At 71.0% G+C, this 13,814-nt stretch carries 13 protein-coding genes; 11 read left to right on the top strand and 2 right to left on the bottom strand.

Annotation, left to right across the window (positions count from 1 at the left end):
- The first annotated feature begins 20 nt into the window (after positions 1 to 20).
- The 5 genes from ABZ738_RS27935 to ABZ738_RS27955 all read left to right on the top strand — a co-directional run bounded on the left by ABZ738_RS27935 (position 21) and on the right by ABZ738_RS27955 (position 5,206).
- Positions 21 to 872 (top strand): alpha/beta hydrolase, encoded by an 852-nt coding sequence (locus tag ABZ738_RS27935; protein WP_131051813.1) that lies wholly within the window; start codon positions 21 to 23, stop codon positions 870 to 872.
- Complete coding sequence (locus ABZ738_RS27940; protein WP_131051812.1) at positions 869 to 1,891, top strand: LLM class flavin-dependent oxidoreductase; 1,023 nt, start codon at positions 869 to 871, stop codon at positions 1,889 to 1,891. Before ABZ738_RS27935 ends, ABZ738_RS27940 begins: the two co-directional genes overlap by 4 nt.
- The gene (locus ABZ738_RS27945) at positions 1,888 to 3,216 is read left to right on the top strand and encodes an MmgE/PrpD family protein (protein ID WP_176093433.1); all 1,329 of its coding nucleotides are present in this window, start codon (positions 1,888 to 1,890) and stop codon (positions 3,214 to 3,216) included. Before ABZ738_RS27940 ends, ABZ738_RS27945 begins: the two co-directional genes overlap by 4 nt.
- Before the next feature lie 100 nt (positions 3,217 to 3,316).
- Positions 3,317 to 4,006 (top strand): TetR/AcrR family transcriptional regulator, encoded by a 690-nt coding sequence (locus tag ABZ738_RS27950; RefSeq protein ID WP_131055310.1) that lies wholly within the window; start codon positions 3,317 to 3,319, stop codon positions 4,004 to 4,006.
- 177 nt (positions 4,007 to 4,183) lie between these two features.
- The gene (locus ABZ738_RS27955) at positions 4,184 to 5,206 is read left to right on the top strand and encodes an asparaginase domain-containing protein (protein WP_161595020.1); all 1,023 of its coding nucleotides are present in this window, start codon (positions 4,184 to 4,186) and stop codon (positions 5,204 to 5,206) included.
- Between the two features lies 1 nt (position 5,207).
- Here the strand turns inward: ABZ738_RS27955 and ABZ738_RS27960 are convergent, their stop codons facing one another.
- Positions 5,208 to 5,765, bottom strand: a complete 558-nt coding sequence (locus ABZ738_RS27960; RefSeq protein WP_131055305.1) for a dihydrofolate reductase family protein — start codon at positions 5,763 to 5,765, stop codon at positions 5,208 to 5,210.
- A 191-nt stretch (positions 5,766 to 5,956) separates the two neighbouring features.
- Between ABZ738_RS27960 and ABZ738_RS27965 the strand changes: the two genes are divergently transcribed.
- Both ABZ738_RS27965 and ABZ738_RS27970 read left to right on the top strand, forming a co-directional pair.
- Complete coding sequence (locus ABZ738_RS27965; protein WP_131055303.1) at positions 5,957 to 6,682, top strand: flavodoxin family protein; 726 nt, start codon at positions 5,957 to 5,959, stop codon at positions 6,680 to 6,682.
- 335 nt (positions 6,683 to 7,017) lie between these two features.
- A complete protein-coding gene (locus ABZ738_RS27970; RefSeq protein WP_131055301.1) occupies positions 7,018 to 7,959 on the top strand; it encodes a DUF5996 family protein in 942 nt (313 codons plus the stop codon).
- Between the two features lie 66 nt (positions 7,960 to 8,025).
- Here ABZ738_RS27970 and ABZ738_RS27975 read toward each other — a convergent pair whose 3' ends face one another.
- The gene (locus tag ABZ738_RS27975; protein WP_357218001.1) at positions 8,026 to 10,761 is read right to left on the bottom strand and encodes an AAA family ATPase; all 2,736 of its coding nucleotides are present in this window, start codon (positions 10,759 to 10,761) and stop codon (positions 8,026 to 8,028) included.
- A gap of 309 nt (positions 10,762 to 11,070) precedes the next feature.
- Here ABZ738_RS27975 and ABZ738_RS27980 point away from each other — a divergent pair, with 309 nt between their 5' ends.
- The 4 genes from ABZ738_RS27980 (at position 11,071) to ABZ738_RS27995 (ending at position 13,738) form a co-directional block, all read left to right on the top strand.
- Positions 11,071 to 11,379 carry a GNAT family N-acetyltransferase gene (locus tag ABZ738_RS27980; RefSeq protein ID WP_131053373.1) on the top strand — a complete coding sequence of 103 codons (309 nt, stop codon included), beginning with the start codon at positions 11,071 to 11,073 and terminating at the stop codon, positions 11,377 to 11,379.
- Positions 11,380 to 11,499: 120 nt separating this feature from the next.
- The gene (locus ABZ738_RS27985; protein ID WP_131053372.1) at positions 11,500 to 11,745 is read left to right on the top strand and encodes an Arc family DNA-binding protein; all 246 of its coding nucleotides are present in this window, start codon (positions 11,500 to 11,502) and stop codon (positions 11,743 to 11,745) included.
- Complete coding sequence (locus tag ABZ738_RS27990; protein WP_236145745.1) at positions 11,742 to 12,170, top strand: type II toxin-antitoxin system VapC family toxin; 429 nt, start codon at positions 11,742 to 11,744, stop codon at positions 12,168 to 12,170. The genes ABZ738_RS27985 and ABZ738_RS27990 overlap by 4 nt, the downstream gene beginning before the upstream one ends.
- 248 nt (positions 12,171 to 12,418) lie before the next feature.
- The gene (locus tag ABZ738_RS27995; RefSeq protein WP_357218008.1) at positions 12,419 to 13,738 is read left to right on the top strand and encodes a hypothetical protein; all 1,320 of its coding nucleotides are present in this window, start codon (positions 12,419 to 12,421) and stop codon (positions 13,736 to 13,738) included.
- Positions 13,739 to 13,814: the final 76 nt, after the last annotated feature.

Consider the following 13,814-nt stretch of genomic DNA (forward strand, 5'->3'; position numbering starts at 1 on the left):
ACTCCCGAATCGAGGTATCCATGAGCATCTGGACCGACCTGACCGAGCTGGAGTTCCAGCTCCGCTTCGTCGACGCCAACGGGGTCCGCACCCGGACGCTACAGGCGGGTTCGGGCGACCCCGTGATCTTCCTGCACGGCACCAGCGGGCACCTTGAAGCGTTCGTCCGCAACCTGCCGGCGCACGCCGCGCGCTTCGCCTGCCACGCGATCGACATGCTGGGCCACGGCTACACCGACACCGTGGCGGAGCCCTACCGCATCGAGCGGTACGTCCGGCACGTGCTGGACTACGCGGATGCCGAGGGTCTGGACCGCTTCCACATCGTCGGCGAGTCGCTGGGCGGCTGGGTCGGCGGACGGCTCGCGGCCGACCACCCCGACCGGGTTCGTCACCTGACGCTGGTCGCCCCCGGCGGCACCGTCGCCAACCCGACCGTGATGGAGCGGATCAAGACCAGCACCCGCGCCGCGGTCACCAGCGACGACATCGACCTGACCAGGAAGCGCCTGCACCTGCTGATGTACGAGCCCGCCAAGGACGTCAGCGAGGAACTGGTGGAGATCCGCCACGCGATCTACCACCGTCCCGAGTTCGTCGCGGCGATCGACAACCTGCTGGCGTTGCAGGAGATCGAGAACCGCCAGCCGGACCTGCTCACCGAGGAGCAGATGGGCCGGATCCAGGCGCCCACCCTGATCGTCTGGGGCGCGGAGAACCCGTTCGGTGAGATCCCCGAGGCCAACCGCATGCACAAGAGCATCCCCGGCTCCACACTGGAGATCTTCCCGAAGTGCGGCCACTGGCCGCAGCACGAGCACAGCGAACGCTTCGACGAGCTGAACATCGCGCACCTGTCGAGAGCGGCGTGAGCGTCCGGATCGGCATCCGGCTGCCGGCCTGCCGCCCGGTCGACCAACTGGCCCGGGCGGCACAGCGCGCCGAGGAACTCGGCTTCGACGAGGTCTGGGTGCCGGACTCCCAACTGCTCTGGCGAGACGTCTTCGCCACCCTGACCGCGATGGCGCTGCGCACCGAGCGGCTGCGCCTCGGCACGGCGGTGACCAACGTGGAGACCCGGCATCCGTCGGTGGTCGCCTCAGGGGCACGGACCGTGGCCGAGGCGGCGCCGGGCCGTTTCGTGCTCGGCGTCGGAGTGGGCAACAGCGCGGTGGAGCCGGTCGGGCTGCGCTCCACCACCCAGGCCAACCTGCGGGAGCGGCTGGGGCAGGTCCGCGACCTGCTCGGCGGCGCGGAGGTCGACTTCGGCCCGGTGCGCTCGCGGCTGCGCGACCCGGACGCCGAGCTGCCGGTCTTCGTCGCGGCGAGCGGACCGAAGAACCTGCGGCTGGCCGGTGAGATCGCCGACGGGGTGATCCTGCTCTCCGGGGTCTCCCCGGCGACCCTCACCGCAGGTCTCGGCCGGGTCCGGGAGGGCGCAGAGGCCAGCGGCAGGTCCCTGGCGGACCTGGAGATCGTGGTGTCGGCGTACTGCCACGTCACCGACGACGTCGAGGCCGACGCCCGGATGCTCAAGCCGATCTGCGCGGGGATCGCGCAGAAGGGCGGCGCCGCCGCGCTGGCCCTGGCCGGGATCGACGTGCAGGTGCCGCCGGTCGTGCCGGGGCTCTACCCGGACACTGTGCACGCCGAGGACTGGGCCGAGGCGGTCCGGGTCTGCGGTCAGTGGATCACCGACGAGATGGCGGTGCGTTTCGCCCAGGCGTTCTGCCTCTTCGGCACCACCGCACAGATCGCCGCCCGGATCGACGAGGTCGCGGCGGCGGGAGCGACGAACGTCTTCCTCCAGCACGTCGGCTCCTACGACCTGCCGTACGAGCTGATGGAGTCCTTCGCGGACAACCTGTCCGCCAGAGAACGGTCGGCATGAGCGGCTCGCTCGTCCCCGCACTCGTCGCCCGCGCCGACGCGGTGGTCGACGCCGTCGACCCGAGCGTGCGCACGCGCGTCGGCCTGCACCTGCTGGACGCGCTGGGCTGTCTGGTCGCGGGCGTGACGCATCCCAGCGTCGCCCCGCTGCGCCGCTTCGCCGACCTCGTCGACGAGGCGGGGCCGGTGCCCGTGCTGGGCGACGCCTCGCCCCGTTCGCTGCGGACGGCGGTCCTGCTGGAGTCGACCTACCTGCACCTGGACGAGTTCGACGCGATCCACTCGGCCGGTGCCGTGGTGCCACCGGCGGTCGTCGTACCGGCGGCGCTGGCCGTCGCCGCCCGGGTCGGCAGCTCCGGCCGGGACCTCGCCGATGCGCTGCTCGGCGGCTACGAGGTGGTCGTCGAGGCGGGGCTGCGGCTCGGCGGCCCGGGACTGTACGCGTACCGCTGGTGGCCCACCGCCGCGCTCGGCGCGCTCGGGGCGGCCTGGGCCACCGCCCGGTTGCTGGGTCTGGACGAGGCGGGCCGGCGGCAGGCGGTGGCGCTGGCCGCGCACGCCAGCGGTGGCCCGATCGGCGGCGGGGCGCTGGGGGAGGGGCACTACCTGGCGGGCGGTCGGGCGGCGGCCTGCGGCGTGGAGGCCGGCTACCAGGCGGCGGCCGGTCTGCGTGGGGACGTCGCGTTGCTGGACGGGGGGCTGCCGGGAGCGGCGGTGCCACCGACGCCGCCGACCGGGAGCAGCATGCCGCACCTGCTCGGCTGTGCCGTCAAGCGCTACCCCTTCGCCCGGCCGTTGCATGCCGCGCTCGCCGCGCTGGACCGACTGTCGGCCGAGGGCACGCCGGTAGCGAGGGCGCGGCGGGTGGAGGTGCACCTACCGGCCCCGTTGTGCCGCTTCGTCACCGACACCCGGTCGCCGCAGGGGCCGGCCGAGGCGGCAGCGAGCGCCACGGTCGCGGTCGCGGCCCATGTGGCCGGCCGCACCCGCGACGTCACCTTCATCCGCGCGGCGCTGTCTCCGGCGGCGCCCCCGGTCGAGCTGGTGCCCGCCGAGGACCTGACGGCGGATCTGCCGGCGCGCTGGAGCGCTCGGGTGGAGGTGTATCTGCCCGACGCGGAGCCCGTCCGGGCGTACGTGGGCGATGCGCCCAGCCTGGACGACGAGCGGGAGATCATCGAGAAGTACCACCGGAACGTGGGAGCGGCGATGCCGGGCCCCACGACGGAGCTGATCGGGCTGTGTGCCGGCCTGGACGAGCTGCCGTCGGCGGCCCGGCTGCGTGCGGTGCTTCTTGCGACGGTGACGCCGACGACGATCGGATGAGGCGCCCTCAGCCTCGCGGCCGATCGCAGGAACGCTGTACGGTATGGTGCACCAACGAGGATCGGTGGTGAGTGCTTCACGGCCACTTGGAGGATCGACGATGCCGGCTTCCCGCACGAGCAGAACGTCGCTGCCCCGCAGCACGGTCACCCGCGAGCACATCATCGAGGCGGCGACGCGGATCGCGGACGAGGAGAGCATCGAGGCCCTCACCATCCGCCGGCTCGCCGCCGACGTCGGCAGCGGTGCGATGACGCTCTACAGCTACTTCCGCAACAAGGAAGAGATACTCGACGCCATCGCCGACCACGTGCTCGGTGGCTTCACCCTGCCGCCGGCAGAGGAGACGGAACCGCGGGCGGTGGTGCAGAGCCTGGCCTCGGCGTTCCTCCGGATGATGCGGGAGCATCCCAGCATCGTGCGGCTCTTCACCACCCGCGTGACCACCAGCCCGGATTCGCTGCGTGGCGCGATGGAGGCGGTGGTGGGCAGGCTGCGCGAGGTCGGGTTCGAGGGCCGTGAGGCGGTCCAGGCGTACGGTCTGATCGTCCACTACACCCTCGGCTTCGCCAGCTACCAGGCACCCCGACCGTGGGGCAAGCCCGACCTGCCCGACGTCGAGGAGTTGTGCCGCCAGCGGACCCACTTCTACTCCGCGTTGCCCCTGGCGGAGTTCCCGAATCTGGTGTCGCTCGCCGGCGACGTGACGACGCTGCCGAGCGACGAGCAGTTCCAGTTCGGATTGGACTGCCTGCTCGACGGGCTCCTGCGTCGGATTCAGGCGAACTGACCAGCGGAAACACCTTCCGCCCCGCGCCTCGTTCCGCCGCCAACCGTTCTTGATTACCCGTATCGTACGAAGTACGATACGGGTAATGTCAGGCTCGGAGTTCCGATCACCAGGAGAGGTGGCCCCGACGATGCTCGGGAGAGCCACCGCGTCGGCGCGCAGACGACCGGCGCGGACGTGAACGCAGCGAAGGTCGTCGCCCTGGTCGGCACCGGCGGCACGATCACGGGCTGGTCGCCGAGCAGTCTGGACCTGACCGGTTACGCGGAAACGGAGTCGCAGCGGCTGTCGCTGGCCGAGGTGGTGGCCGCCGTGCCGGAGGTCGCCGACATCGCCGAGATACGGCAGATCAGCCTCCCCGCAGCCCCGAGCCACGCCCTCGACCTGCCGGACATGCTCGGCATCGCCGGACACGTGCGCACCGCCCTGGCCGACGACGAGGTGACAGGGGTCGTGATCACCCACGGCACCAACACCCTCGAGGAACTGGCATTCCTGCTGGAGTTGGTGCTCGCACCCGGCAAGCCGGTGGTCCTCACCGCCGCGATGCGCCCGCTCTCGGCGCTGAGCGGGGACGGCCCGCTCAACCTCGTCGACGCGGTACGGGTGGCAGCCAGCCCACAGGCGGCGTCGCGGGGACCGGTGGTGGCGATGAACGGGGCGATCTGGTCACCCCGTCGGGTGACCAAGGCCAACACCGCCGGATCCGACGCCTTCCGCAGCGCTGAACTGGGACCGCTCGGCTTCGTCGACCCCGATGGCACCGTGATCTTCCACCACCGGGAGGAACACACCCCGCCGGTGCTGGACGTCATGGGCGCCTCCGTACCACGGGTGGATCTGGTCGTCTCCTATCCCGGCGCCGACGGGGTGCTGGTCGACGCGGCGGTCGCCGCCGGCGCGGCCGGTCTGGTCAGCGCCGGCACCGGTGCCGGATTCCCCACTCCCGCCGAACACGCCGCCCTGGTCCGCGCGGTAGCGGCTGGGGTGGTGGTGTGCCAGTCGTACCGCAGCGCTGCGGGCCGGGTGCGACTCAGCCCCCGACTGCGCCGAGCCGGCATCGTCGCCGGTCAGGGCCTCAACCCCGGCAAGTGCCGGATCCTGCTCGCGCTCGCCCTCGCCACGGGCGCCGAGGCCGGACGGATCCAGGAACTACTCGACCGCGTCGACGGCCGCGAACGGGGCGACGGACCGCGGTGACTCAACGCGCGCGACGGTAGTGCACGGCCACCACACCGTTGCGGAACGGCTCCGCCGAGACCAGTTCGAGCCGGCGCGTGCCGGGCAGCCCGCCCTGGTGCAGCGTCGGACCGTGGCCGGCGATCCGAGGGTGGATGAGCAACTCGTACTCGTCGATCAGGTCCAGCCGGTCGAGCTCGGTCGCCAGCGTGCCGCTTCCGAGCAGGACCCCGGCCGGTGTCTCGTCCTTGAGCTTCTGCACACCCTCACGCAGGTCACCGTCGATGTGGTGGCTGTTGGCCCACGGGAAGTGGTGGCGCGTCGACGACACCACGTACTTGGGTTTGGCCTCCAGCTTGACCGCCCACTCACGCAGGGCCGGCGGCGCCTGTTCGTCGCCGCGAGCGACGGCCGGCCAGGCGCTCTCCATCATCTCGTAGGTGACGCGGCCCCACAGCATGGCCCCGGCCTCGTCCATGAGACGAGTGAAGAAGGCGTGCGTCTCGTCGTCGGCGATCCCCTCCTGGTGGTCGACGCAGCCGTCCACCGTGAGGTTGAGTCCGAAGGTGAGCAGTCCCATGACCGGCGAGTCTAACTCCGGACGTCGCCCCACCCGGGGAACTCCGGTCCGGCGACGCACATGAGGCGAGTCGCGCGCAGGACCGACCGATTGACCGGCCGATCCGGCGCGAGCCGCCGCCTCCGACACTCGTGACGTGGGCCTACCCGAGCGACGGTCCGCCGGTACGACCGACCACACGGAAGGACCCCATGACCGCGACGGCGATCGAGAAGCCCGACTTCACCGGGCTGCGTGCGATGTACATCAACTGCACCCTCAACCGGTCTCCCGGCCGTAGCCACACCCAGGGGGTGGTCGACCGCAGTGTGGCGATCATGGAGGCGAGCGGGGTCAGCGTGGACCAGATCCGCGCGGTCGACCACGACATCGCCACCGGCGTACGACCCGACATGACCGAGCACGGGTGGGACGGCGACGAGTGGCCGGCGTTGCTGGCGCGGGTGTTGGCGGCCGACATCCTGGTCATCGCGGGTCCGATCTGGCTGGGTGACAACAGTTCGGTGACGCGTCGGGTGATCGAGCGGCTGTACGGCTATTCGGGTGTCCTCAACGAGCAGGGCCAGTACGCGTATTACGGGCGGGTCGGTGGCTGTCTGCTCACCGGCAACGAGGACGGCCTGAAGCACTGTGCGATGAGCATCCTGTACAGCTTGCAGCACATCGGTTTCACGGTGCCGCCGCAGGCCGATGCGGGGTGGCTCGGCGAGGTCGGCCCCGGGCCGTCCTACCTCGACGAGGGTTCTGGTGGGCCGGAGAACGACTTCACGAACCGCAACACGGCGTTCATGACGTACAACCTGCTGCACCTGGCGTCGATGATCCGCCAGGCCGGTGGGTTTCCGGCATACGGCAACCAGCGCACCGCCTGGGACGCGGGAGTGCATCCGGACGCCGCCAATCCCGAATACCGCTGACGCCACGGCCGAACCCCGGACAGGACCGGGCTCTCGCCTCCGCCACACCACGAACAGGATGAGGACCGACGAGCACCACCTTCGGGGCCGTGGAACTGGCGCTGCCGGGCCAGGTCGTCGAGATCGGCGCGGTCGTCCTGCTCGACCTGCCGCGCTGACCCGTCGTGCCCCCTGGTCGACCGTGCATCCGCAAGCAGGCCGCAGCGTTCGCCACGTGGAACCCACCGGACGCGCCTACGCTCGGAAGGCGCTCGACGGGTGCGACCGGCCGAACCCGAGGACCCGACCCCGACGACCGTTACCTGCTGGTGACAGCGCCAAGGATGTGAGTGATCATGACAGATCCGGTATCGATGAGTTGGCCGAGCCTGCGGGTGTCGGACTGGACCGACACCCGCGACACCCTGCACATGTGGACCCAGATCGTGGGCAAGATCCGTATGGCGCACGCCCCGATGGTCAATCACTGGTGGCAGGTGACGTTGTACGTGAGCCCACGCGGGTTGACGACGTCCGCCATCCCGTACGGGACGGGAGCCTTCGAGATCGAGTTCGACTTCATCGGCCACCGGCTCGACGTGCGTAGCAGCGACGGTGGGGTGCGGAGCCTTCCGCTGCGGCCGATGGCGGTCGCCGAGTTCTACTCGCGGGTGATGGCGATGCTCGACGAACTCGGGATCGCCGCACCGATCCGACCGCGCCCCAACGAGGTCGACCCGGCGATCCCGTTCGCCGAGGATCATGAGCATGCCTCCTACGACGGTGCGGCGGCGGCGCTGTTCTGGCGGCAGTTGGTGCAGGCGAACCGGGTGGTGGGTGAGTTCCGGTCGCATTTCGTGGGCAAGGTCAGTCCGGTGCATTTCTTCTGGGGCGGGATGGATCTGGCCTGCACCCGCTTCTCCGGCCGGTCGGCTCCGCCGCATCCGGGTGGGATGCCCAACTGTGGGGACTGGGTCATGGTCGAGGGCTACTCCCGCGAGTTGTCCAGCTGCGGGTTCTGGCCCGGCGGCGGTGCCGAAGGCGCCTTCTACTCGTACGCCTATCCCACACCGGACGGCTTCGCCGAGCAGCCGGTCGGCCCCGATGGCGCGTTCTTCAGCACCGAGTTCCAGCAGTTCCTGCTGCCGTATGAGGTGGCGCGTGCCGCACCGGATCCGGACCGTGCGGTCGCCGAGTTCCTGCGCACCAGCTACGAGGCCGCCGCGAACCTCGGCCACTGGGACCGCGCCGCGTTGGAGGACGACCCACTGCGCTGGCAGCGCACCGACGCACCCTGACGACCGCCACCGGTGTCGGCACCCACCGGCGGCTCGAACGGTCCACGGCACCGCCCGCACGGCGGTCTAGCTGAGCCGCAGGTCCCCGTCGAAGTCGATCCTGGCTAGCTCGGCACGCGAGGTGATGCCCAACTTGGGATAGACGTTGGCCAGGTGGTGGCCGACCGTACGGGGACTGATCAACAGCTGCGCCGCGATCTCCCGGTTGGTCAGACGGTCCGCAGCCAACTGCGCCACCCGCAACTCCTGCACGGTCAACCCCGCAGCGGTCGAAGGATCGGCCCCACGCCGGTCGGTCAGCGCCAGCTCGCGTAGCGCCCGCCCCCGCAGGGGGCCCGCGTCCAGGCGGTCGAAGGTCTCGGCTGCGGCGACCAGCTGAGTACGGGCGTCGGCCCGGCGACGTGCGCGCCGCAGCCACTCCCCGTACAGCAGCCGAGTGCGGGCGTACTCGAACGGCTGCGCCCCCGCTCCCGCGACGTCCAGGGCGGCTCGGAACGAGACCTCGGCCGCCGAGCCGCCCTGGACGAGGGCCCGGAGACGATGACCGGCCGCGCGGGCCCAGGTCGCCCCCGACCGCTGCGCCCACTCCTGCACCATGGCGATCTGAGACTCGGCGACGTCGCCGTCACCGACCTGCACCGCCGCTTCGAAGGTGTCCACGGCGGCGAGCAACGCGAAGGTGGCATGGGACGCCTCGTGGCCCGACTCGACGAGGCACAGCAGGTCGCTCAGCGCCTCCTGCGGACGACCGTCGAACAGCGCCGCCCGGCCACGAAGCCAGTACGCCGACGCGGTGAGCGCCCGCACCCCACGCGGTACCGAGACCCGCAGGATCCCCCTGGTGTGCTTGTCGACGGCGCGATGGTCGCCCCGGGCCGCAGCCAGTACGCCCAGGCAACTACGGCTCTGCGTGGCGAGGTGCGCCGCCCCGACCTCCTCGGCCAACCGCAGGCCCTCGGCCGCCGCCGCCTCGGCAGCACCCCACCGGCCCGCCGCCGTGTCGAGGACCGCGATCTGCGCCAACACCAGCGCCAACGCGGTGAGCTCGTGTCGACGTCGCAGCTGTGCGGCCTGCACCCGCAGCACGTCGAGCAGCCGAGCCTCCACGCCCCAGACCTGGGCCAACGGTACGGGCGGAAGCAACTCCCAGGCGACCGTACCGAGCCGACCGACGGCATCGCTGGCCAGCTCCGGGGACGGCGGGGGAAACTCGCCGCTCAGGTCGTAGCAGGACCACCAGTTCCGCAGCACGGGCATCAGCCCCGACACCGTCGCGTCACCGTCGGTGTCCACGGCCCGCAGCCGGTGCAGCGACTCCTGCTGCAGGTCGGAGCGACCAGCAGTCCAGGCGGCGCGGACCGCGACCGTACCCAGCTCCACCGCGCGTCGGGCCTCGGTGACCACGGCCATGTCGCCCGCCAGGTAGTGGTGGGCACGCTCAGGCATGCCGTACGCGAACTCCAGGATCCCGCGCAGCCCCCCGCTCAGCCGGACGACGGGCTGCACACCGCCCAGGCGTTCGGCCTCTTCGAGCACCTGCCGCGCCGTGTCGGCCTGGCCGGCATGCCAAGCGGCGCGGGCGGCCGCAGCCAGCCGGCGTGCGGCGTCCCCCGGCTCCGGCGACAGCTCGGCGGCCCGACACAGAGTCCGCGCCGCCATCGAACCCGCACTGCGTCGCAGACATTCCTCGGCGGCGTGTTGCAGCAGCGTGGCGACGTCCTCGTCCGGCCCGTCCGCAGCGGCCGCCAGGTGCCAGGCCCGCTCCATGGTGGCGTCCCGCGGCAGAGCCTCGGCCAGCGCCCGATGCGCCGCCTGCCGTTCCGAGAAGGGGGAACCGTCGTAGACGGCTGCCGGGATCAGCGGATGCCGGAACTCCAGGCGGGCACCCGAGGCACGGAGCAGACCCGAGCGCAGGGCCGCGTCCCAGGTGGCGGTGTCGACGCCCCAACCGGCCCCCGCCCGGTGCACCACGTGCCGGTCGCCCCGACCCTGGGCGGCAGCCAGCAGCAGCAACGCCCGGGTCGACGGCTTCAGGGCCTCGAACCGTGCGCGGAATGCCCGCCGCAACCGTGGCCCCACCGACACCGCGTTCCCGGACGGCGACAGCGTCGAATCGCCGTCGGTCTCGTGATCGAGGGCGGGCAGTTCGTGCAGCGCCAACGGGTTGCCTCCCGCCGCCTGCACTGTCCGCTCGACAAGCGTCGCGTCGGCCTCCGGCACGACGGCGCTCACGAGCCGGCGGGCGTCGTCGTCGGCCAGACCGCCGATCTCCAACGTCGGCAGCCCCTCCCACGGCCCCGAGGCAGGATCCTCGTGTCCGGTCAGCAGCACCGCGACCGGCTCCGTCGCCACTCGACGAGCGACGAACCCCAGGCAGTGCGCGCTCGCCTCGTCGACCCACTGCGCGTCGTCCACCACGACCAGCACCGGTCGCTCCCGCGCAAGACCGGACAGCAACGACAGCACGGCGGCGCCGATGAGGAAACGGTTGGCCGGGTCCCGGCTCATGCCCAACGCACCCCGCAACGCCGCAGCCTGCGGGACCGCGAGCGTCTCCAGCCGATCCAACACCGGCCACAGCAGTTCGTGCAGCGCCGCGAACGCGAGCCCTGCCTCCATCCGGGTGCCCCGACACCGCAACACCGTCGCGTCGGACGCCGCCTCGACGGCGTACCCCAGCAGAGCGGTCTTGCCGATGCCCGGCTCACCCCACAGCACGAGCCCGGAACCCGCGCGATCCGCCGCCCGATCCAGCAGCCGGTCCAGCACCGCGGTCTCGGCGCGCCGTCCGAACAGCTCCATGTCCCACCCCAGAATGTCGCGCCCGGCCGTGATGGCACCGCCGTTTTCAAGGCTATAGCCCGGTCTGCCCCATCGCGGACGACCGATCGACCGACCGATCCGCGTCGGCCACACTGCGGCACACTCGATCCGTGACCCCTTTCCGGCCGGACCGCTGCTTCTCCCGGCGGATCGGTCCGTTCGCGCTCGACCGCGTCGGGCGCGTCACCCATGACAGCGCGGACACGTCCGAGGCGTCAGTGACGCGGTGTCACGAACGCTGGTGACGTGGTGTCACTGCTCGTAGCAACACCGAAAACTGGAGGACGTATGGCAGTGAATGTGAAGGATGTTCCCGAAGCTAGCCGGTACGAGGCTCGGGTGGAGGGTGAGTCCACGGTTGCGGGTTTCGCGCAGTACATCCGTACCGCGGAGTTGGTCGCGTTCGTGCACACGGAGGTCTCGCCTCAGTACGAGGGCAGAGGAGTGGGCGCGGCCCTGGCCCGTGCCGGTCTGGACGAGGCCCGCGCCGCGGGTCTGTTGGTGTTGCCGACCTGCCCGTTCATCGCGGGGTGGATCGCCCGGCATCCCGAGTACCGGGACCTGGTGTACCAGTCCCGCAGCAGAGTCACCGACTGACCGGCAGGGCGCGGCGGCGATACCGGTCAGCGATACACCACGTGCGCTCTGAGCGCATCGAGGCGGCCGCCTGACCTGCGTGCTAGCATTGCTCTCATTGTCTCAGGTGAGGAGATGGTGATGGCAGCGCTCAGCATCAGAGATCTCGACGACGCGGTGCGGGAGAAGTTGCGCCGTCGCGCTGCGCAGCATGGCCGATCGATGGAGGCCGAGATCCGCGACATCCTCACCAGGGCAGTCGCCGAGGATGCGCCGGTGAATGACCTATTCGGCGCACTCACTGATCGATTCGCCAGACTCGGGGGCGTCGAACTGGAGCTGCCGTCTCGGTCGACATCACCCCGCGCAGCGAGCCTGCCCGAATGATGATCGTTCTGGACACCAACGTCGTTTCCGAACTCATGCGGGCCGAGCCCGCACCGGTGGTTCTCGCGTGGATCCAGCGGAACTCGCGTGCCGGCCTGTACACCACGGCGATCACTGTCGCTGAGATCCGCTACGGCATTGCGCGGCTGCCGGCAGGGCAGCGCCGGGAGTCACTGCACCAGGCCGCCAACGAGATCTTTGCCGCCTTTCCCCGCCAAGTGCTGCCCTTCGACCTCGGCGCAGCCAGCGCCTATGCCGACGTCGTCGCCGGGCGGGACAGGCTCGGCCACCCGATCGACGGGTTCGACGCCCAGATCGCCGCCATCTGCCGCGCCCAAGCTGCCACCCTCGCCACCCGTAACACCAAGGACTTCACCGATACAGGGATCGGCGTCGTCGATCCCTGGCAGGAGCCGTCCGCCTGAAGCCACTGTTCGGTCTGCCACATCAGCGGCACGTGTGAAACGCTCCCGAACCCTGGCAGGTCGAGCAGCCCAAGACCGTGAGCTGAACCGAGACCACCCACCGTCCGGTCCGTGCGCCGGGCCGCGCCCATCAGGGATGTGTGTCCCTTGTCGACATAGATTCCGGCGATGCCGGGGACGACCCGGCGGCCCGAATGGGGACTTTCGGCGGTCCGGCCGAGGGATGTCATGTTGGCCGGTGGGGAGGCGTGCCGGCGTCACGTCGCTTCGGTGATGACGGCGATGAGGCGAGGTACCTGGTGCGCGGCGGAAACGTCTGCAAAGAGATCATGGCCGTTCCTGGCCGGTTCGTGTTGACCGGAGCGATGACCCAGGAACGCCACTCGACCGCGTTGGCCGTGTCGATTGCCACGCCACCACCAGCCGAGGGCATGCTGGTACATCTCATCGAGGAGTCGCCGCGTTCGGCGGTGGGGTTGGACCATCTGCGCGGGCAGCCCTTTGCCGATGAGATGGTGCTGGTCCCATGGGACATCGATCGTTGGACGACGGGACCACGCCCGCTGCCGGATGACCCGGAGGCACTGGGCGGCCTGGCCGATCTGTACCGGATACAGGTGCAGGTGCCGGTGGGTAGCGCCCGTTTGCCTCGGCTCGTTCCGGTCGGCGTGGATGGTCGGGAGTCGTCGTGGCCGGACGCCGACGCGGTACGCGTGTTGCCGTGGTCGCAGGTCGCGGGACGGGCGGTGGTGCAGGCGGCGTACGCGCGTGTCGTGGCGGGCGAAGAACCGGGTCGGCGGCGGCTGGACGGGGTGTTGGCCGACCTGGCGGGGATTCAGCAGGGCTTGCGGGTAGCGATTCCGCCAGGGTCCCTGGCTGCCGCTGTCCACCTCGCGTGGGCCGGCACTGAAACGCAGGCGGCGGAGCTGGTGCGGCGGGTGCTGCCGGTCGCCGTCTCGAAGTTGCCGGAGGTGGTCGGTGAGGCTCCGGAGGCGGTGGACGCCACCGTGTTGCTCGACGCCCTGCGAGACAACCCGGGTTCGGTCGCCCTGGCGTGGTTGCGGCAGCCCGGTGGGGCGCCGACGGTGGCGTGGCTGCTCGGGGACGGCGCGGAGGTGCGGTGGATCGGGGCCCTGGAGTCGCAGGGTGCGGGAACCCTCATCGGATCGATCGACGACCGACGGTTGACCGCGCTGCGCGGCGGCCTTACGGCGGTGCTGCTGGACAGCGCTGGCGGGCGCCTTCGACCGGCCAGGGCGACAGAATCGATCGTCGCGCGGGCCCGATCCGCTCCGGCGTCCGGTCAGGTCTCCGACGTGGTGCGACCTCGTCTCGCCGAGTTGCGTCGGATGTTGATCGAACGCTCGGGTGAACTGACGAAGCTGCGCTCTGAGATGGTGACAACCGGAGCGGTCAGGGACGCGGGGAGTGTGGCAGCCTCGGTTGGGGCTGCCGGCCTGACCGGGCGGGAGCGAACCCTGCAGGCGGAGATCGCCCGGCTGCGCGCCCGCATCACCGAGCTCACCAGGATCGCGGCTGACTTCGGGGTTGAGTTCCCCCCGCTTTGATGGAGCGGTGGTTACCTGCTGCCGGCTGGCGCAGGGGTGGCGATTGGTGGCTCGGCTGGCTCGGTATGGCGGCTGT

It is taken from the genome of Micromonospora sp. NPDC047793 (assembly GCF_040642635.1).
Classification (GTDB): Bacteria; Actinomycetota; Actinomycetes; order Mycobacteriales; family Micromonosporaceae; genus Micromonospora.